The organism is Streptomyces sp. NPDC047072, assembly GCF_040643855.1.
Lineage (GTDB): Bacteria > Actinomycetota > Actinomycetes > Streptomycetales > Streptomycetaceae > Streptomyces.
Map to the genome: position 1 here is coordinate 37,704 of NZ_JBEYVC010000020.1, position 19,160 is coordinate 56,863.

At 71.3% G+C, this 19,160-nt stretch carries 17 protein-coding genes; 4 read left to right on the forward strand and 13 right to left on the reverse strand.

Annotated elements, in window-relative coordinates; translation table 11 throughout:
- Positions 1-12: 12 nt before the first annotated feature.
- Both leuE and ABZ896_RS11905 read right to left on the reverse strand, forming a co-directional pair.
- Entirely contained in the window at positions 13-657 is a 645-nt protein-coding gene (gene leuE / locus ABZ896_RS11900) for a leucine efflux protein LeuE (RefSeq protein WP_360925870.1), read from the reverse strand.
- A gap of 18 nt (positions 658-675) precedes the next feature.
- On the reverse strand, positions 676-2,256 hold the full coding sequence (locus tag ABZ896_RS11905) for a methylmalonyl-CoA mutase family protein (RefSeq protein ID WP_360925873.1): 1,581 nt from the start codon (positions 2,254-2,256) through the stop codon (positions 676-678).
- Between the two features lie 207 nt (positions 2,257-2,463).
- On the opposite strand from ABZ896_RS11905, the gene ABZ896_RS11910 reads away from it, so the two are divergent.
- Complete coding sequence (locus ABZ896_RS11910) at positions 2,464-3,315, forward strand: L,D-transpeptidase family protein (protein ID WP_360926042.1); 852 nt, start codon at positions 2,464-2,466, stop codon at positions 3,313-3,315.
- Between the two features lie 244 nt (positions 3,316-3,559).
- Here the strand turns inward: ABZ896_RS11910 and ABZ896_RS11915 are convergent, their stop codons facing one another.
- Positions 3,560-4,642: a hypothetical protein gene (locus ABZ896_RS11915; RefSeq protein ID WP_360925876.1), complete on the reverse strand. Its 1,083-nt coding sequence runs from the start codon at positions 4,640-4,642 to the stop codon at positions 3,560-3,562.
- Positions 4,642-5,304 carry an RNA polymerase sigma factor gene (locus ABZ896_RS11920; protein WP_360925879.1) on the reverse strand — a complete coding sequence of 221 codons (663 nt, stop codon included), beginning with the start codon at positions 5,302-5,304 and terminating at the stop codon, positions 4,642-4,644. The genes ABZ896_RS11915 and ABZ896_RS11920 overlap by 1 nt, the downstream gene beginning before the upstream one ends.
- A gap of 846 nt (positions 5,305-6,150) precedes the next feature.
- Here ABZ896_RS11920 and ABZ896_RS11925 point away from each other — a divergent pair.
- Entirely contained in the window at positions 6,151-6,891 is a 741-nt protein-coding gene (locus tag ABZ896_RS11925; RefSeq protein WP_360925883.1) for a hypothetical protein, read from the forward strand.
- On the opposite strand, the gene ABZ896_RS11930 is transcribed toward ABZ896_RS11925, so the two are convergent.
- The 3 genes from ABZ896_RS11930 to ABZ896_RS11940 form a co-directional block, all read right to left on the reverse strand.
- On the reverse strand, positions 6,872-8,377 hold the full coding sequence (locus ABZ896_RS11930) for an ATP-binding protein (RefSeq protein WP_360925886.1): 1,506 nt from the start codon (positions 8,375-8,377) through the stop codon (positions 6,872-6,874). The two genes, ABZ896_RS11925 and ABZ896_RS11930, sit on opposite strands and share 20 nt — an antisense overlap.
- 299 nt (positions 8,378-8,676) lie before the next feature.
- A complete protein-coding gene (locus tag ABZ896_RS11935) occupies positions 8,677-9,519 on the reverse strand; it encodes a hypothetical protein (protein WP_360925889.1) in 843 nt (280 codons plus the stop codon).
- Positions 9,520-9,810: 291 nt separating this feature from the next.
- The gene (locus tag ABZ896_RS11940) at positions 9,811-10,431 is read right to left on the reverse strand and encodes an RNA polymerase sigma factor (RefSeq protein ID WP_360925892.1); all 621 of its coding nucleotides are present in this window, start codon (positions 10,429-10,431) and stop codon (positions 9,811-9,813) included.
- Positions 10,432-10,656: 225 nt separating this feature from the next.
- Here ABZ896_RS11940 and ABZ896_RS11945 point away from each other — a divergent pair, with 225 nt between their 5' ends.
- Positions 10,657-12,774 carry an N-acetylmuramoyl-L-alanine amidase gene (locus tag ABZ896_RS11945; protein ID WP_360925895.1) on the forward strand — a complete coding sequence of 706 codons (2,118 nt, stop codon included), beginning with the start codon at positions 10,657-10,659 and terminating at the stop codon, positions 12,772-12,774.
- A gap of 4 nt (positions 12,775-12,778) precedes the next feature.
- Here the strand turns inward: ABZ896_RS11945 and ABZ896_RS11950 are convergent, their stop codons facing one another.
- Entirely contained in the window at positions 12,779-14,251 is a 1,473-nt protein-coding gene (locus ABZ896_RS11950) for an MFS transporter (protein WP_360925898.1), read from the reverse strand.
- A gap of 66 nt (positions 14,252-14,317) precedes the next feature.
- A complete protein-coding gene (locus ABZ896_RS11955; protein ID WP_360925901.1) occupies positions 14,318-14,740 on the reverse strand; it encodes a hypothetical protein in 423 nt (140 codons plus the stop codon).
- A gap of 168 nt (positions 14,741-14,908) precedes the next feature.
- On the opposite strand from ABZ896_RS11955, the gene ABZ896_RS11960 reads away from it, so the two are divergent.
- A complete protein-coding gene (locus tag ABZ896_RS11960; RefSeq protein WP_360925904.1) occupies positions 14,909-15,370 on the forward strand; it encodes a DUF1877 family protein in 462 nt (153 codons plus the stop codon).
- 5 nt (positions 15,371-15,375) lie between these two features.
- On the opposite strand, the gene ABZ896_RS11965 is transcribed toward ABZ896_RS11960, so the two are convergent.
- The 4 genes from ABZ896_RS11965 to ABZ896_RS11980 all read right to left on the reverse strand — a co-directional run bounded on the left by ABZ896_RS11965 (position 15,376) and on the right by ABZ896_RS11980 (position 19,044).
- Positions 15,376-15,945, reverse strand: a complete 570-nt coding sequence (locus ABZ896_RS11965) for a hypothetical protein (protein ID WP_360925907.1) — start codon at positions 15,943-15,945, stop codon at positions 15,376-15,378.
- 76 nt (positions 15,946-16,021) lie between these two features.
- Positions 16,022-16,525: a hypothetical protein gene (locus tag ABZ896_RS11970; protein ID WP_360925910.1), complete on the reverse strand. Its 504-nt coding sequence runs from the start codon at positions 16,523-16,525 to the stop codon at positions 16,022-16,024.
- Positions 16,526-16,595: 70 nt separating this feature from the next.
- Positions 16,596-17,363: a DUF4328 domain-containing protein gene (locus ABZ896_RS11975; RefSeq protein WP_360925913.1), complete on the reverse strand. Its 768-nt coding sequence runs from the start codon at positions 17,361-17,363 to the stop codon at positions 16,596-16,598.
- Between the two features lie 124 nt (positions 17,364-17,487).
- Positions 17,488-19,044, reverse strand: a complete 1,557-nt coding sequence (locus ABZ896_RS11980; protein ID WP_360926045.1) for a glycoside hydrolase family 20 protein — start codon at positions 19,042-19,044, stop codon at positions 17,488-17,490.
- Positions 19,045-19,160 lie beyond the last annotated feature (116 nt).

A 19,160-nucleotide genomic window follows, 5' to 3' on the forward strand; every position in this document is an offset into this window, starting at 1 on the left:
CGGCCCGCACCCTCAAGCGCTCGCCAGCGACAACTTCACAGCGAACCCGAGAAACAACGCCCCCGCGGCCGAAGTAGCCCCGGCCGACAACCGCCGCCGCCTCCGAAACGCATCGGCCAGCCGCGTCCCACCGAATATCAACACCGTCAGATACAAGAAGCTGGCGACCTGCGCGAACGCGCCGAGCACCACGAACGACAGCGCCGGATACGCATACCCCGGATCCACGAACTGCACGAAGAACGCGACGAAGAACAGAATCGCCTTGGGATTGAACAGGCTGATCACCAACGCCTTGCGATACGGCCGCTCACCGGGCCCGGCCTCGGAGACCTCCACGTCGGCCGTCGCAGACCGCCGCCACATCCCCCAGGCAGCACGCAGCATCCCGATCGCGAGCCACGTCAGATACCCGGCCCCCGCGTACTTCACGATCCCGAACAACACGGCGTTGGCCTGAAGCAGCGAAGCGACTCCCGCCGCCGACAAGGTCATCAGCACGGCGTCCCCGCACCACACCCCCGCCGCAGCCCGATACCCGGCCCGCACCCCGAGCCGCGCGGCGACCGAGACGACGTACAGCGAGTTGGGACCGGGCAGCAGGACGATCAGGACGAGTCCGGCCAGATAGGTGGGGAGATCTATGACACCGAGCATGAAAAGGAGTGTCGCACGCTAGAACGCGTCGGTCGGGACGTATGTGCCCCAGACCTCGCGAAGGGCGTTGCACACCTCACCGACCGTCGCGCGGGCGCGCAGGGCGTCCTTCATCGGGTAGAGGACGTTGTCCGTGCCCTCGGCCGCCTTCTTCAGGTCGGCCAGGGCGGTGTCCACCGCCGCCTGGTCCCGCTCCGCCCGCAGCGCGGCCAGGCGTTCCGCCTGCTGTGCCTCGATCGCCGGGTCGACGCGGAGCGGCTCGTACGGCTCCTCAGCGTCCAGCTGGTAGCGGTTGACGCCGACGACGACCCGTTCGCCGGAGTCGGTCTCCTGGGCGATGCGGTAGGCGGAGCGCTCGATCTCGTTCTTCTGGAAGCCGTGCTCGATGGCGTTGACCGCGCCCCCGAGGTCCTCGACCTTCCGCATCAGCTCGATCGCCGCCGCCTCGACCTCGTCCGTCATCTTCTCGATGACGTAGGACCCGGCGAAGGGGTCGACGGTCGCGGTCACGTCGGTCTCGTACGCCAGCACCTGCTGGGTGCGCAGCGCCAGCCGCGCGCTCTTGTCCGTCGGGAGCGCGATCGCCTCGTCGAAGGAGTTGGTGTGCAGGGACTGGGTGCCGCCGAGAACGGCCGCCAGGCCCTGGACCGCGACCCGGACGAGGTTCACCTCCGGCTGCTGGGCGGTGAGTTGGACGCCCGCCGTCTGCGTGTGGAAGCGCAGCATCAGCGACTTGGGGTTCTTCGCGCCGAACTCCTCGCGCATCACCCGGGCCCAAATGCGCCTGGCCGCACGGAACTTGGCGACCTCTTCGAGGATCGTCGTACGCGCCACGAAGAAGAAGGAGAGCCGGGGCGCGAAGTCGTCGACGTCCATGCCGGCCGCGACCGCCGTACGGACGTACTCGATGCCGTCCGCGAGGGTGAACGCGATCTCCTGCGCGGGCGAGGCGCCGGCCTCGGCCATGTGGTAGCCGGAGATCGAGATGGTGTTCCACTTCGGGATCTCGGCCTTGCAGTACTTGAAGATGTCCGCGATCAGCCGCAGGGAGGGCTTCGGCGGGAAGATGTACGTGCCCCGCGCGATGTACTCCTTCAACACGTCGTTCTGGATCGTGCCGGTGAGCTGGTCGGCGCTCACGCCCTGCTCCTCGGCGACCAGTTGGTACAGGAGGAGCAGCAGGGAGGCCGGGGCGTTGATCGTCATCGACGTGGAGACCTTGTCCAGCGGGATCCCGCCGAACAGCACCCGCATGTCGTCGATCGAGTCGATGGCGACCCCGACCTTGCCGACCTCGCCCGAGGCGATCGGGGCGTCGGAGTCGTGGCCCATCTGGGTGGGCAGGTCGAAGGCGACCGACAGACCCATCGTGCCGTTGGCGATCAGCTGCTTGTACCGGGCGTTGGACTCCACCGCCGTACCGAAGCCCGCGTACTGGCGCATGGTCCACGGGCGCCCGGTGTACATCGACGGGTACACGCCCCGCGTGAAGGGGTACGACCCCGGCGCGCCCAGCTTCTCGGCCGGATCCCAGTCCGCGAGATCCTCAGGTCCGTACACCGGCTCGATGGGCAGTCCGGACTCCGACTCGCGCGCCATGGTGTTGTTGCCTTCCCGTACCGACTGACCTTCGACGGACTGTAGCGGTGCGCCTGCGCCCAGTGGAGGGGCACACCCTGGGAGCTTCCTCACAAGCGTATTGCGGCCTGCGTCACACCGCCGCCGGACTGTTCACGACCGGCCGGACGGGGGAGACATCTGGGGGATACCGGTGAGACGACGGGGGTCCGGATGCGTATCGAGGGCATGGGGAGAGCGTTCGCCGCGGTGCTGGTCCTGGCGCTGGCCTGCGGGTGCACGGTGCAGGGCGGCGACGGGGACGGCAAGCGGCATCTGCCCGTGCGCATCGAGGTCCCGAAGCGCAGTACGCCCCCACCCGACGACAAGGCATCCGACAAGGCATCCGACAACGCCTCCGACGATGCCTCTGACAAGGCCGACCCCACGCCTGAGTCCTCCGCCGCGCCCGCCGTGCTGTGGTCGCGCGGCGACTCCGGGCTCGGGGTGCGCGAACTCCAGGCCCGCCTGCGCCAGGTCGCCTGGCTCTACGACGGCCCGACCGGGTCGTACGACGACCTCACCGAGCGGGCGGTCAAGGGGTTCCAGGGCAAGCGGGGGCTGCCGAGGACGGGGAAGACGGACACGGTCACCTGGCAGCGGCTGAAGAAGATGACGCACGAGCCCGGCAAGTGGAAGCTGTACCTGATGGGCGGGCAGCCGGCCGACGCGCCGGACGCGCGGTGTCTGACCGGGCGGGTGCTGTGCATCAGCAAGACCAGCCGGACCCTGCGCTGGATGGTCGACGGGCGGACGCTGACGACGGTCCCGGTCCGCTTCGGCGCGGTGGGCACACCGACCCGGGAGGGTGTGTTCCACGTCTACTGGAAGTCCCGCCACCATGTGTCCACGCTCTACGACTCCCCCATGCCGTACGCCATGTTCTTCAGCGGCGGCCAGGCGGTGCACTACTCGGCGGACTTCGCGGCCCGGGGGTACGCGGGCAACTCGCACGGGTGCGTCAATGTCCGGGACGAGGCGGCGATCGCGGATCTCTTCGCGGAGGTGCGGAACGGCGACAAGGTCGTCGTGCACTGGTGAGACGCGGGGTATGAGGCGCGGACGGGACCGGGGGAACGTGTCCCGCCCGCGCCGAGGTGCACGAGCCGTAGGTACGGGGGGAACCCCGGCTCTGTGCGACGGCCGATGACCAGTCGGCTCACTCACTACTGCGCCACGGCGGCCGAAAACGTCACACCCGCCGCGGCGGAAACCGGGGCGGGTGGCGTCTTCGCAGCTCAGCGGGGGTTCAGGGGGTCGCCGGGTCACCGGGCGACTGAAGTTCTCAGACCGCGCTGTACGTCGGTTCGGGTGACGGCGTCGGGTCCGCTGTCGGGGCGGCCGTCGTGGACGTGGGCGCCGCCGTCGGGTCGACCGGGGTCTCGGAGACACCGCCGTCGGGGTTGTGGCGGTTCTTGCGGGGCGCCATGAACTGGCCGTCGCCCTGGCTGTTCCCGCCGCCGTCCTCCTGACCGTTCCCGTCGCCCTGGCCGTTCTGGCCGCCGCGGTCGGTCCGGTCGCTGTCCTCGCCCTGGTCGCCCTCTTCGCCGCGCGCCTTGCGGTCGTCGGTGCCGGTACCGGTGTCGCGGTCCTTCAGGACCCCCCGGCAGTACTTCCACACCTGGGTCGAACCGCCCGCCGCGTCCTCCAGGGAGCGTCGGCGGTCGCCGCTCAGGCCCTTGCCGCCGCGCAGGTCGCGGCAGGCGGACTCGGCACCGCCCCACTCCCCGGTCGGGAGTTCGCCCCGGGTGCCGCCCACGGCACCGGGGTTCGTCTGGGTGCCGCCGCGTGCGGTGTCGCGCGAGCCCTCGTCGGAACCGTCGGCCGACGGCTTGCTCTCGGGGACCGTGGGCGACGGCGAGACCTTCGGCTGTCCCGGGGTGGCCGGGGCGGAGACGGAGGCGGCGGGGCTCGGGTCGTCCCCACCGGTCAGCGACGGCACGATTCCGGTCGCGGTCACCAGGGCGCCCACGCCCACCATGCCGACGGCCAGCGCGGCGGCCAGCCCGAAGTGGGGACGGCTGCGGCGGGGCGGCGCGTCCGGTCCGGGCCGGCCGAGGCGCACCAGACCCGCGTCGTGCGGGCGCCCTGCGGCGGACGGGGTGACCCAGTCGTCCGCGCGGCCCGCGCGCACCTTGCGGAAGGCCGCCAGCGCGGCCTCCTCGCCGGGGAGTTCGACGCCGGCCCGGGCGGGCTGCGCGGTCAGGGACTCCAGGGTCTTCGCGAGCCGGTCGGCCTGGTCGCGGGCGGCCGGGTCGACGGCTTCCGGGGACTCGCCGCGCAGCAGCAGCTCTGCCGTTTCGAGGTCCAGCCACTGGCCGGGGGTGGGAGGTTCGCCCTCGGGGTAGACACAGCTCTCGTCGGCCATCACATGTCCTTCTGCGTCCGCGCGCGCAGATGCGTCACACTCGCGGACGTCACCGCTCGGTCGTGCGGTTCTCGCTGGGGCGGCAGGGCGTCGAGTGCCTCGGCCGATTCCGGATCCGCGCCGAGGAGTTCCGCGAGCCGTTTGAGCCCCCGGTGTGCGGCGGTCCGTACGGCGCCGGGCCGTTTGCCGAGGGTCTCGGCGGCGCTCTTCGCGTCCAGGCCCACCACCACGCGCAGGACGACGGCCTCGGCCTGGTCCTGGGGCAGCCGGGCGATCAGGGAGAGGGTGCTGTCGGTGGCCAGGGCCTCGATGGCCTCGCCCGCGGTGTCCGACTCGGCGGGCTTGCCGGTCAGTTCGGTCTCGTCGCCGCCGATCGCGGGGCGGCGGCCGCGCATCCGGATGTGGTCGAGGGCGCGGTTGCGGGCTATGCGGGCGGCCCAGCCGCGGAAGCGGTCCGCGTCGCCGCTGAAGCGGTCCAGGTCACGGGCTATCTGGAGCCAGGCCTCGGAGGCCACGTCCTCGGCGTCCGGGTCGCCGACCAGGGTCCGGACGTACCCGAGCAGCCGCGGGTGCACGGCGCGGTACACAGTCCGGAACGCGGTCTCGTCCCCGTCCTGCGCCGCAAGCACCGCGGCGGTCAACTCCGCGTCGTCCCCCAGCACCCGTGAATCCTCAATACATGGTCGCGATCGATGGTCGTCGCTTCGAGCCGCGCGCCCGGCGCGAAAGGCACGTTACGACCTGAAACCGCTGCTCGTCCATGTCCGTACAAGTTGCAACAACCTCGTGATCCGAGGCCGGGCCGACGGGGTGTGACAGAAAACGCACTCCTGGCGCTGAAGAGAGTAACGGGCCGCCGCGCGGCCCGTGCCGCGCGACGGCCGGGGCCTCTCCTGTGGGGGGTGGCGGCCCCGGTCGTTGCCTCGGTTTAACGGCCTCGACCTGGGACGATGCACGGATTCGGTGACCGACACGGCCAACGCGTGAAACCGGTCAGACACTTCATACGACCCAATCTGGACCGATATGCTGAGCCGTTCCGGGCGCCGTCCTGCGGAGCTGCCGACCCGCCGTTGACCGCATGTGGCCATCGTATGGCCGGCGAGGATGCCTCACGTTCGCGGAGCCCACGGGGGTTCTTCCCTGGGCCCAGTTCATTCGTACCTCCGCTGTGCCGCCTGTCGTGGATACGGAGCCGCTCGGGAGATTCCATTCGTCCCCGGGCGGAGCGTCACCGTGCACCGACCTGGCTGGCATCCCGTCCTCAGGCGCGCGGTGTCAACAACGTGACGTACCTGCTGGAGCAACTCTGCCGCACCCTGAACCCGCGCGACGATTCGCCGCCTTGTTCAACTGGAGGCGGGGATCGTCGTCCCCGAGGCGGCGGATGCGCCCATCTGTCGGTCTCGCAGTCGCACTCGCCGACCACATGCTCGTGTGCGGTCCGTCGCCGTCGGCGCTCTCAGGAAGTCGCCCCTGCCGCGGGCCGTCGCCCACAGGCTCGGGACATGGAGGACGTGGACACCCCGGACACGGTACGCAACCTGATCTCCGGCGGTACTCAACGCACCGTCGTACAGGCCAGGACCGTTCAGCTCGGGTTCTCCCCGTCGTGCCCGTTCCCCGACGACGCTAAAACAGACGATCTCGCCTTGCTCGAAAGCCGGTGGGGCGAGGACACACTGCGCCTCGCTCCTCCGGGCCCATTGCCATACGACTTGCTTCTACAATCGGGCGCCCATCGTCTGGCACCGGCGATCCGACGATTCGAAGACTACGGTTTCGATGTGCCACTCAGAGCGCCTCACCGCCCCGACGAGCTGGATGAGCAGCTGTTGTCTTCCTTCGGGCCGTGTTCATGGTTCGACCTCTCCGTCGGTGACACGATGCCGTTCGCGTATCTGGTCGTGGCCGCGCGGTCCGTACTCCGCCCTCCGGCCGAACTCGCCGAGCGGCTGATGACCTACGGGCTTACGGTCTCCTGTACGGACCTGCCGGCCGGGTTGTCGGCAGCCGACGCGCACGAACTCCTCTTGGACTCGAAATTCGACGAGACCTATATGTCCGTGAGTGATGAACTCACGTGGCAAGACCTGCTGCGTCGCGCAGGGGAGTTGAATGCGACCCTCGAACAAGTCGTCCAATGGCTCGCCGAGTTGGGGATCCCGGTGCCCGACATCGGAGAGCAGCTACGTCGCGCCCTCGCCCGAGTTCCTCGTCCCCTTGGTGTCAACTGCCGTAGAGAGTAGGCAGATCGACCAGGAGAAGGTCATCACGGTACTGTGCCAGGTCGACGAGATCCGGATAGAAGCCGTGCAGGGAGTACAGGGCCAGGGTGGCGGCACTGGTGTCATAGCCCTGGTCTTCGAGCAAGGCACGGATTCGTTCCAGGCGCTCCAGGTCACCGGTCCCCCGGCGCGCGGCGGTCGCCTTGGCCTCGCCCAGCAGCGCGATCTTCGCGCGAGGGGCCTGCGTGCGCTCGCCGGCGGCCAGGGCGATGACATCGACCTCGTGCTTGGTCCGGGCCGCCTGGTCGGCGACCTCGGTGGTACCGACTGGGCCGGGCAGTCCACCGGGCAGCAGGGTGTGGGCGTAGCGGCGGGTGAAATCGCGGGCCAGGTCCTCGAAGTGCGGCCCGAGGATCTTGGAGTTGAAGGTCGGGGCGGCCTGCTGCCACACCTGCTCGGCAAAGCCCTGCTCCACGGCGGCGGCCTGCGGGAGGGTGATGAGCTGGTTGAAGCGGATGACCGGGTCAGTGAGGGTGATGACGGGGTGCTTGGAGCGGAGGATGTCCTGTTCCCGCCGGATGTAGCCGGTGGATTCCAGGACTCCGAGCGGGTGGGCGACGGCGTTGCGCGGGCGTTCCAGGGCGGCACCGATCTTGCTCGGGGTGGTGGCCCCGTTCGCGATCGCGGTGAGGATGTCGTAGTACAGGGTGTGCTGGGTGATCCTCGGGTCCTCGCGCAGCAGGTACTCGGTCTCGGTACGCGAGTACACCGCCCGCCCCGGGTCCAGCAGCGTCCGGGTGAGCCAAGCGTCGAAGCCGTCGTCCGGATGCGGGCGGGCAGCCACCGGCCTGTAGCCGGGGGCTCCACCCAGGACCGCGTGCACCTTCAGCGCAGTCATCGGGTCGGCGATCTGCCAGAAGGCCCGGCTGTCGCGGTAGTCGAAGGCGCCCAGCCGTAGATCGACCACCGCGCGTCCCCGCAACGGCTTTGTACCCGAGAGCAGTTCGTGCATGACGCTCATCGCCGAGCCGCACAGGATCAGCCGCGGCCCCGGCCCGGCACCGGGCCGGGCGCCCCGCTGGCGCTCATCGTAGAGCTGCTGCAACAGCCCGGGAATTTCAGGCGAATGCTGGAGGAGGTACGGCAACTCGTCGACCACGAGGAGCGGGTGCGCCGAACGGGCCGTCACATCAAGGGCGTTGGACAGGACGTCACGCCAGTCGGTCAGACGCAGACTGCCTGGCCGCAGGCCGGCATGGGTGGCGACCGCGTCGCTGAACCGCTGGATCGCGGGCAGCCGCCCCTCCTCCCGGACCGCGGTGACGTAGAGGCCGCCGACCTGCTCGGACAGGGCCTGCAGAAGGTACGACTTCCCGTGCCGCCGCCGTCCCGACACGATGCCGAGACGCATCGCCGGGTCCGGATCAGCGAGGAACTGCGCGAGCAGATCCCACTCCCGGTCCCTGTCGACCACGTGGTCCGGCTTGGCCGGCAGGCCCTTCGTCACTCGCCCTCCTACACCTCGACTACGTCGGATTCCGTCTAAGTCTACTTCGACAGGATCCGTCGCCCTTGAATTCCCCCAGGCCCCGAACCTCACACACCTTCACCGACCGAGCCAAGGATTGGACACGTGATCAGCGCGCGACCAGCAGCGGTCAGGAACAGCCAGAAACACCTGGATGAGGGCCGATCCAGACGGGAAACGAGTACTTGCACCCGGACAACGAAATGCCTGGCCAGAGACCCTTCGCGCTTCTGTCAGACCAGGGGTGGCGGCCCCGGTCGTTGCCTCGGTGGGCCGGGCTACTGCTTCCCGGACTTCCCCTTGCCGCTGTTCTTGTCGGCGTTCCCGCCCGTGTCCTTGGGGGCGTTTCCCTGGCTGCCGGAGTTGCCCGGTGCGTCGGTGGCCGTCGTGTCGTCCAGCCGGGCCGCGCAGTAGGCGCCGACGTTCGTCGCACCGCCGGCCGCCGTGATCAGGCGCTGCCAGGCCGTCGAGTCGAGGGCCTGGCCGTGCCCGGCGACCTTCTCGTACGCGCGGCAGTGGGCCTCGGTGTCCTGGGCGGTGTCGGGGCGGTCGGCGGGGGCGGGTGTGGCGGGGGCTGATCCGGAGACCCCGGTTCCGGCACGGTCCGGAGTGCTCGCCACCGCGCTCGGAGTCCGGTGTCCGCCGCTCTCCCCGGCCCTGTCCTGGCCGTCCACCGCGCCGATCGCGGCGACGGCGACACCGCCGAGCGTGAGGCTCGCGAGGAACACGGAGAGCGTGGCCTTCAGCGACCGTGCGGTGCGCCGCTTCTCCCGGGGCCGCCAGTCGTCCCGCCGCCGTGTCCGCGCCCGATGCGCCCCGGCGTCCCGAGCAGCCGTGAACGCGGCGACGGCCCGCCCCTCGGCCACCTCGTCCGGTTTCACCTCGCGCACGGCCCCGGCGAGCACGTCCTCGAGCACGCTCCGCGATACGACCTCGGCAGCGCGCCCGGAACGGGACGGGCCCGCGGCACCGCCGCCGTACGCCGCCCCGGCCCGACCGCCGTCGTACGCCGCCTGGGCCCGACCGCCGCCGCCCGCCGACCCGTCACCGCCGGCGTCGGCGGACGCGGGCCGCACAGGTCCGCGGTGCGGGGTTTCGCCCGAGTCGCGCTGTTCACCCATGCCGCTTCCGTCCCTGTCCGCCCTGTCCGGCCCACCTGCCCGGTCTCTGTTCCCCGCCCTGCCCGTACCGCTCGACCCAACCGCGCCGCGCGCACCACCCGGCCCGCTCTGGCCGCCGACACCGCCCGCACGCCCCGGCCCAACCAGCCAGCCCGCACGCCCCGGCCCAACCAGCCGTCCCGAGCGATCCGGCCCGACCAGTCCGCCCGAGCGGCCCGCGCCTTTCGGCTGCCTCGCGCCACCCGGCGCGCCGGCCCCCTGTCGTTCCGGCGCCCTTCGCCCCGGCACCTGTCATGTCGACTCCCCCAGCGTCCGGGGGTCGTCATCCGTCACACCCTCGGCGGGGCCCAGTTGTTCGGCCAGGCGTTTCAGGCCCCGGTACGCGGCCGTCCGTACCGCGCCCGGGCGCTTGCCGAGCACGCGGGCCGCGGCGGGACCGTCCAGGCCGACGACCACCCGCAGCAGCACCGCCTCGGCCTGGTCCCGCGGCAGCCCCCGCACCAGCGCCAGCGCGTACTCCGTGGACAGCGACTCCAGCGCCTGGTCGTGCGTGCTGTGCGGCCCGGCGAGTTCCAGTACGTCCTGCTCCAGCGCCGCCGACCGCGGCCGTACCTTCTGCCGGCGCAGATGATCCAGCGCCCGGTGCCGCGCGATCGTCGCGGTCCAGCCGCGGAAGCCCGCCCCGTCGCCCTTGAACCGTCCGAGGTCCCGCGCGATCTCCAGCCACGCGTCCGAGGCCACGTCCTCCGCGTCGCCCCCGACCAGCCCGCGCAGATAGCCGAGCAGTCCGGGCTGCACGAGCCGGTACGCGGCCGCGAACGCCGCCTCGTCGCCCTGCTGGGCCCGCGCGACGGCCGCGCCCAGTTCCCCGTCGTACGCCTGCACGCGGCGGGGTTCCGCTCCCTGGCCCAAGAACTTGTCCGTCCGTACCGGTTCGTGTCCCTCACGCTCAACAGCGCCCCACCGCGCCGAAGTGTCACAGCGGGGTCGCGGATCCCGGGGACCCCTGCTGTGACGCCCAGCCCCCTCCGTACGCTGAGTGAGTGCCACCCCTGTGACGGGTGGTGTTTCTGTGACTGGATTTCAGGGGTGGGGTAGTTGAGTCGTCGAAAGACGCGTGCGTACAGACCGCTGAGCATGAAGCGACGGGCCTGGCTGACGCTCGGCGCGGTGGTCGTGACCGGAGGGGGCGTGGCGACCTACGCCACCGCCAGCCCGGTGGACGGCTCGGCGGACGCGGTGGAGAAGCGGCCGGTGCGGGTCTACAACCTCGCGCTGAAGGCTCCCGAGACCGGCGAGCGCGAGCTGCCGCGCACCGAGACCAAGCAGTTCTCGCTGCTCGGCGTCTCCTGGACGGGGGCGACCAGGCACCTCGACGGAAAGGCGCAGGTACGCACCCGGAGCCTGGACACCGGCGCGTGGACGTCCTGGCAGGACCTGGAGACGGACGCCGACCCGGTGGAGGACGCCGACGAGCGGGCCGGGGCGCGCGGCGCGTCCGAGCCGCTGTGGGTGGGCCCCTCGGACGGCGTCGAGGTGCAGGTCGTCCACGAGGACGGCACCACCAGCGCCGGACTGCCCTCGGGCCTCAAGGTCAACCTGGTCGACCCGGGCGTGGTGACCGCCGCGGAGCAGAAGGCCACGGAGAACACGGGCTACGACGTCCAGCCGGCCGCGTATCTCGCGGACGAGTCCCCGAGCCCGGCGACGACCACGCCCGCCCCGCTCCCGTCCACCGTCCCCGAGCCGCCGATCACCTCGCGCGCCGACTGGGGTGCCGACGAGTCGCTGAGCCCGGACCCGTCGGAGTACAACGCGGACGTGAAGGCCGTGTTCGTGCACCACACGGCCGGTTCCAACGACTACACGTGCGCGGAGTCGGCGTCGATCGTCCGGGGCATCTACGCGTACCACACGCAGTCCAACGGCTGGAACGACATCGGCTACAACTTCCTGGTCGACAAGTGCGGCACCATCTTCGAGGGCCGCAAGGGCGGGGTCGACCAGCCGGTGCTCGGCGCGCACACCTACGGCTGGAACCGTGAGTCCACCGGCATCGCGGTCCTCGGCGAGTACACCGACGCGGGCGCCTCGAACGCCGCCCTCGCCTCGGTCGCCCGGATCGCCGCCTGGAAGCTCGGCCAGTACGGCGTCGACCCGAACTCCACCGTCCAGCTCAAGTCCGGCGTGACGCAGAAGAACCTCGCGGGGACCAGCTTCACGGCGGGCGAGTCGTACACCTTCAACCGGATCTCCGGCCACCGCGACGGCTACGCCACCGAGTGCCCGGGCAACTCCCTCTACGCCCAGCTGCCGACGATCCGCGCCTGGGCGTCCGGCCCGGTGCAGGGCCTGAAGGTGACCGGCGTGACCGGCGCGGGCCTGTCCGGCTCGACGTACTACACCAAGGGCGCGATCACGGTGAAGTGGTCGACGACCACGCCGGGTTCGCTGATCTCGAAGTTCGAGGTGCTGGTCGACGGCAGCGTCGCCAAGACGGTCTCCGGTACGGCCACTTCGGCGGCGGTCACCGTCGCCACCGGCAGCCACAAGGTGGCCGTACGGGCCGTGCACCAGTCCAAGAAGACCACCACGACCACCGCGCTGACCGTCGTCGGCGACACCACCGCGCCCACCTTCTCGACCGCGCCGAAGCTCACCCTGCGCACCGGCACGGTCAACACCGCAGCCGTACCTGTCACGTTGGGCTGGAAGGCCACCGACGCGCTCGCCCTCAAGCAGGTCAAGCTGCTCACCCCGACGACGGCCACCTACGGCCCGACCGTGACGAGCGCCAAGCCGACCGCCAAGTCCGGTACCGCGAGCACCTGGAAGATGGAGGCGGCCGACTTCGCGGGCAACACCCGTACGTCCGCGCCCTCGTTCACGCCGATGATCCTCCAGGAGACCTCGGCCACGAAGACCGGCACCTGGACCAGCCGCTCCAACACCAGCTACCTGGGCGGCAAGTCGTACTCCAGCAGCTCCAAGGGCGCGAGCCTGACCTGGACGTTCACCGGCAAGTCGGCGGCCTGGGTGGTCTCGCGGGCGACCGGGTCCGGGCAGGCGTACGTCTACGTGGACGGCACCAAGGTCGCGACCGTCGATCTGCGGGTCTCCGGGGCGACCACCTACCGCCAGGCGATCTGGACCAAGTCCTGGTCCAGCAGCGCCCAGCACAAGGTGAAGATCGTGGTGGTCGGCACCAGCGGCCGCCCGACGATCACGACGGACGGCCTGGTGTACATCAAGTAGCGCCTCACAAAGCCGAATCCACCGGTTCGGGCGTCCGCTCCCCTTCGCCCTGGGGAGTGGGCGCCCGTTCGGCGTTGATGACGGTTCCGGCGACCAGCGCGGCGAGCAGCAGCGCGCCCATCGCCCACCAGGTGGCCACGTTGAAGCCGTGCACGGTGGCCTTCGCGGCGAGCAGCTTCCTGTCGACGCCGGGTCCGGCGTGTGCGGTCAGATAGGTCGTGGTCACGCTCGCGGCGATGGTGTTCAGCAGCGCCGTACCGATCGAACCGCCCACCTGCTGGGCGGTGTTGAAGGTCGCCGAGGCCGCGCCGGAGTCCTGCGGGGCGACGCTTCCGGTGGCCAGCGAGACGGAGGTCATCATCGCGGTGCTCATGCCGAGGCCGAGCATCAGCATGCCGGGCAGCACGTGCGAGGCGTACGCCGGTTCCACACTGACCTGGGCGATGATCGCCAACCCCCCTGCGGCGACCAGGAGTCCGGGCACGATGAGGAACCTGGGCTGCACCTTCCCGAGCAGCCGGGCGGCGATCTGCGTCGACCCGACGATCATCGCGACCGTCATCGGCAGATACGCGCAGCCGGTCTTCAGCGGCGACCAGCCGAGGACGGTCTGGAGGTAGTAGGTGAGGAAGAGGAAGACGCCGAACATGCCGATGGTCACGAGGAGTACGGTCAGGAAGGCGCCGACGCGCTGACGGTCCTTCACCACGGACATCGGCAGCAGCGGCACCCGGGCCCGCGTCTGCCACAGCCCGAAGGCCGCCAGCAGGACGACACCGCCCGCGAGCAGCGTCACGACCAGGCCGTCGCCCCAACTGCGGGACTCCGCCTCGGAGAAGCCGTAGACGATGGAGAGCATCCCGGCCGAGCCGAGCAGCGCGCCCGGCACGTCGAGACGGGCGTCGGGGTGGCGCTCGCCGCGGGCGAGGATGGCCCGGCCGCCCGCGAACGCGATGAGCGCGACGGGCACGTTGACGTACAGGCACCAGCGCCAGTCGAGGTACTCGGTGAGCAGTCCGCCGGCGAGCAGGCCGATGGCCGCGCCCGCGCCGACGATCGCCCCGAACACCCCGAAGGCCTTGCTGCGGTCCTTGGGGTCGGTGAACGTGGTGGCGAGCAGCGCCAGCGCGGAGGGCGCGAGCAGCGCGGCGAAGACGCCCTGGAGGGCGCGCGCGCCGAACAGCATGCCCTGGCCGCTCGCGGCCCCGCCGAGCGCGGAGGCGGCGGCGAAGCCGAGGAGTCCGATCAGGAAGGTGGTCCGCCGCCCGACGAGGTCGGAGATCCGGCCGCCGAGCAGCAACAGGCCACCGAAGGCGAGGGTGTAGGCGGTGATGACCCACTGCCGGTTGCCGTCCGACATGTTCAGGTCGGCCTGGGCGGAGGGCAGGGCGATGTTCACGATGGTCATGTCGAGCACGACCATCAGCTGGGCGAGCGCGATCACTACCAGCGCCCACCAACGACGATTGTCGGCCATGAGCCCATCGTGCTCCCGCCGCCCGCCGTTTGGGAACGCCCGCGTCTCTTATTGCGTCCTTTTTGCCTACGCCCGTTGGACGGAAGCCGTCGCGTCCCGGCACAGCAGCCGCAGCGAGCCGTCCCCGGCGAAGCACCGGCGGGCCTCGTCGACCGGGTCCCACAGCCGCCCGTCCGGCGTACGGATCCAGTGCTCGCCGCCGCTCGCCCACCACTCGGCACCGGTCTGGCGCACGATCACCTCACCGGCGTAGGCGCCGAGCCCGCGCAGCACGGTCTCCACGGCGGCGTACGGCGCTCCCTCGCGCCGTATCTCCTCGACGATCCGGTCGACCCGCCACAGGCTCTGCGCCGAGTAGTCGAGCCGGACCCGGGCGCCCTCGCGCAGCGCCGACACCGCGTCCGCCGCCCAGCGGACCGGTTTGGTCGCGGCGGAGGGCCTGGTGCCGTCCTGCGCCGCCGTCACTCGCCATGTCGTGTGTGTCGTCACACGGGGATCAGCGCACGTGCGGGCGGTCGCGTCACACGTTTTCGCGGGGGTCCGCAGGACTGGCGCAATACCTGTGCGGGATGGACCCGGCCCGGTTACAGGACCCTCGCGTCCACGGGGGTTGACGCCGGAGTGACGATTCCCCGCCGCCGTGCGCTCCACTCTCCGATGAGCGACTACTTCCACCTCCGCGCGGTGCCGCCCTCGGCGCTGCGCAACAGTGCGCACTGGATGCAACGGCTGTTCGAGGACGACTGGGACGCCGTGCGGGAACGGATCGGACGGCATCGGGAGGAGGTGCTGGACAAGGGCTACCTGGACCACGAACTCCTGTACGCGGGCGCCGAGGTGGTCCTCGGCGGCCGCCCGGTGTACCCCTCCGAGCGGGACAGACCGCCGTTCCTCGTCCTGACGGCGGCGAAGGCCCACCGGGTCGCCGGCTACCTCTCCACCACCGACTTCGATCCCCTGTGGCAGACCGCCCGCGAGGCCCTGCTCCCCCGCTACGGCGGCACGGACGCGGAACACGAGGCCCGCACCGTCTTCGCCGCCGCCCACCGCGACCTGACGGCGTTCTACGAACAGACGGCGCACTACGGGGACGCGGTGGTGAAGTGGCTGGTCCGGTGAGCCGTTCAGGCTCTCCGCCGGCTCCGTCGTGACACCACCGCGCGGAGCACCCTGCGGCCCTCCGTCGAGACGTCGAGCGCGGGGCGCAGCCCCGACGGGCCGTGGGCGGCGAGGAGTTCGAGGACCTTGGTCTGGCGGCGGAGTTCGGCGGCGACCAGCGGGGAGACGCCCTCCGTACGGCCTTCGCGCGGGGCGTCGACCGGGGACGTGCCGCCCAGCGGGTCGAGCAGCCGGTGGATCCGGAGCGCGGCGACCGAGCAGGCGTCGGCCCACGCCCGCAACTCCCCCGCGGAGCGCGAGGCGGGCGCGTCGGCGAGCATCCGGTGGGCCAGCGCGACGGCCTCGTCGGCACCGGGCTCCTCGGCACCGGGCTCCCCGACGGTCCCCAGCTTTGCGCGCACCTGCTCCAGCCGTTCGCCCCACGCGTCGCCGGTGTCGTCCGCCAGCTCCGCCCACAGGGGTCGCAGGATCTCGTCGTCGCCGCCGAGCAGCGGTACGCACCGATCCAAACAAGCCAACCCGCTGGCGGCCAGTCCGCGTTCGTCGGCCTGGCCGATCAGCTCCACCAGACTCATGCACGCCTCCCTCGCCGAGCGGTCTCCCCTTACGGAACCCGCACTTCCCCTTACTGCGCGCGACGGCCCGGGAGTGTCACAGGGGCACGACACCGAGCCGGTCGAGCATACGGAAGAAGAGGTTTTCGGCCAACGGATCGGGTTCGGCGGTCAGGACGTCGAGCAACGGCTCCTCGTCCACCGCCCGCCCCGCCTCCGCCGCCCAGGCGACCGCCCGCGCGGCGGCCTCACCCGGCTCCAGGAAGTAGTCCTCCAGCGACAGCCCGCCGTCACCGGCCCCCAGGAACTTGGCCGTCGCGGCCCGCGCGAGACACGTCGTCCACACCCCGCTCTCGGGCCCGGCCGCCTCCACCACGACCGCCGCGCTGTCCATGACGTACCCGAAGAGCGCGGGCGAACCGGTCCGCGCCGCCAGCGCGTTCATGTTCCCGACGTCGCCCTCGGTGCTCGCGTACTCCCAGACCTGCCACCCGTCCGGCGCCGACGCCCGCAGCACCATGCCCTCGGCACCCGCCAGCGCGTCCAGCTCCGCGAGCGGCGCCCCGGCGCGGCCCACGACGAAGTAACCCCAGTAGCCCATCCCCTGTCCCCCCTGACGGCCGAATACACCACAGTCGTACGGCAGTTCGCGGCAGGAAGGAATCATTCCGTCACGCGGGGACGGGCACCGCCGGGCCCTGGTGGGCCTTCTCGTCCTGCAACCGGGTCAGCTTGAGCACGACCAGGGCGGCGAGCACGGCGGCCACGAGGTCGAGCGCGTCGGCGACCATGACCAGGGGCGTCCACTCGTGGATCTGCCGCGGGGTGTCGGCGCTGTCGGCGATGCCGTAGAGGACTTCGCCGCCGATGGTCGACAGCAGCCACAGCGTCCACCAGGCGTTGACCGGCCCGTGTCCCGCGGTCCTGCCTGCCGGACGGCTCGCGTCCCAGACGTCGAGCATGACCCGGCGCGGGTACCAGAGGTTCACGAACGGCGCGACCCAGCCGCCGATGACCCAGCCACGGGCCTTGCGGTGCCCGTTCGGGCTGAAGACCTCGGCGTTCACCCGGACCCGCCAGAACCAGATCACGAAGACGACGGCACAGGCGAGCAGCGAGAGCCCCTGTCCGACTCCGGCCACCCCGGTGAGCAGGTCGGCGGTGTCGGCCCGGTCCAGCACGTCGTCCCCGGTCCGGCCGTCCGCGAGGTCGCCCCTCACGACGTACTGGAAGACGTCCGTCCCGAGGGCGAACACGTCGGCCAGCGCGACCAGTCCGAGCATCGCGACGGCCGCCCGGCCGAGCCCGACCGGCGAGCGGAGCCAGGCGTTCGGCGCGAGCCCGGTCGGCGGGGCCTGGAAGCCGGTCCGTGTGGAGCAGGCGGTGCACAGCACACCGTCCTGGACCGCTTCGAAGTGATGGCAGCGCGTGCAGAGCATGACGTCGTCCCCCGAGGTGTCGATGACCGGTGAACCGCGCGGCCTCTCCCCAGAGCCTCACGCGCGGCATGCGGAACATACGGTTCGCAGGTCGCGTACGTCCACCCGTATCCGGGGCGCCCGGTCAGTCCAGCCGGTTCGCGAGCGCCTTGAAGTCCGTCCAGGACAGCTCCGGTTGCCCCGGGTCCCACAGCTTCTGGGCCGTCGCCCGCAGCGGCATCCGGATGCCGACCGCGACCTGGCTCTGCGTCTGCGCGTTCGGGAAGTCGCACCACACCGCGAAGGACCCACCGAGGATCTGGCCGTCGTACGACTTCGCCACGGGTGTCGTGCCTCGCACGACCCGCGGGGTCCACTGCTCGTAGATCCGCTCGCCGGTCGGGTAGGAGAACTGGTTCGGCTGCCCGAGGACGTAGTAGAGGAACTTGTCGTTGTAGTTGACGACCTTGCGCCCCGCGTTCAGGTACGCCACCGGCTGCCGTGCCCCGATCTCCTTGCCCGTCCAGTACCCGACCCGGATGTCCTTGTCGGGATGCACCGACACGTTCTCGTAGAACCCGTCGTTCCAGGCGCGCGGTACCTTCCCGTGTCTGCGGACGGTGGCGGCGCGGTCGTTGAGCCAGCCCGTGGCCAGGTCGGCGATCGTGCCCCCGGCGCCGTAGGCCTCCCGGGCCGCGGTGGCGAGCTGGGGGTAGGTCGTCGCGGGGCTCTTCACCATGAGCGCGCGGTACTCGTCCCCGCCGAGGTGCCAGTCCGCGCCGGGGAACAGCCCGGCGTACTCGTTCAGCAGGTCGTCGACGATCTTCGCGGACTCCGGCTTGGAGATGTCGACGGCCCCGCGCGCGGCGAGCCCCGACGCGCTGCGCAGCTGCAGCTCGGGGTGGGCGGCGATGACGGCCCCCAGATGCCCCGGCGAGTCGATCTCCGGTACGACGGTGATGTGCCGCTGCGCCGCGAGGGCGACGATCCGCTTCACCTGCGCCTTGCTGAGGTGCCGCGCGGACACGATCTCCGGGTGCGAGTCGGACTCGATCCGGAACGCCTGGTCGTCGGAGAAGTGCAGATGGAGCTCGTTGTACTTGAGGTCCCCCAGCTCCCGGACCCGGTCCTCGATCCATCCGGCCGTGAAGTTCTTGCGCGCGATGTCCAGCATGAACCCGCGCACCGGCTTGGCCGGCGCGTCGCGTACGACGCCCTCCGCCGCCGTACCGCCGCCGTGCACCTCCTGCTTGAGCGTGCGGGTGCCGTAGAACACGCCCGCGTCGGTCGGTCCGCTGATGTCGACCCGCCCGTCGCGCACGGTGAGGGTGTACGACTCCTCGCCTTTCGCGCTGTTGAGCGCCAGTCGTACGTCCCCTGCGCGCACGTCCTTCTTCTGCCCGGCGTACGTCAGCCCCAGCTCACCGGCGAGCAGCCGGCCCTCGTCGGCGAGGCGGGCGTCGGAGACGACCACGCGCAGCCCGGCGGCCGGACGCCAGCCGGGGCCGCGGGCGGGGGTGTGCTCGCGGACGGCGGGGATGGTGCGGGGGGTCTTGGACAGGGCGTAGACGAGGGTGCGGCTGGGAGTCGGGGTGGGGGCCGGACGTGTGGCGGCCGCGGTGGACCGGGGGGCGGAGGACGTCTGTGCCCGGTCCTGCCGTTGCGACGAGCCGGTGGGCTCGCTGTCGTCGCCGGCCCACATGCCGAGCGCCACTCCGGCCCCGACGGTGACGACGACCGCCCCCGCGACGACCCCGACGGCTCCCCGGGCCCGCTTCTGTGGTCGCTTCCTGTGCTGGCTCACACGGCCAACCTAGG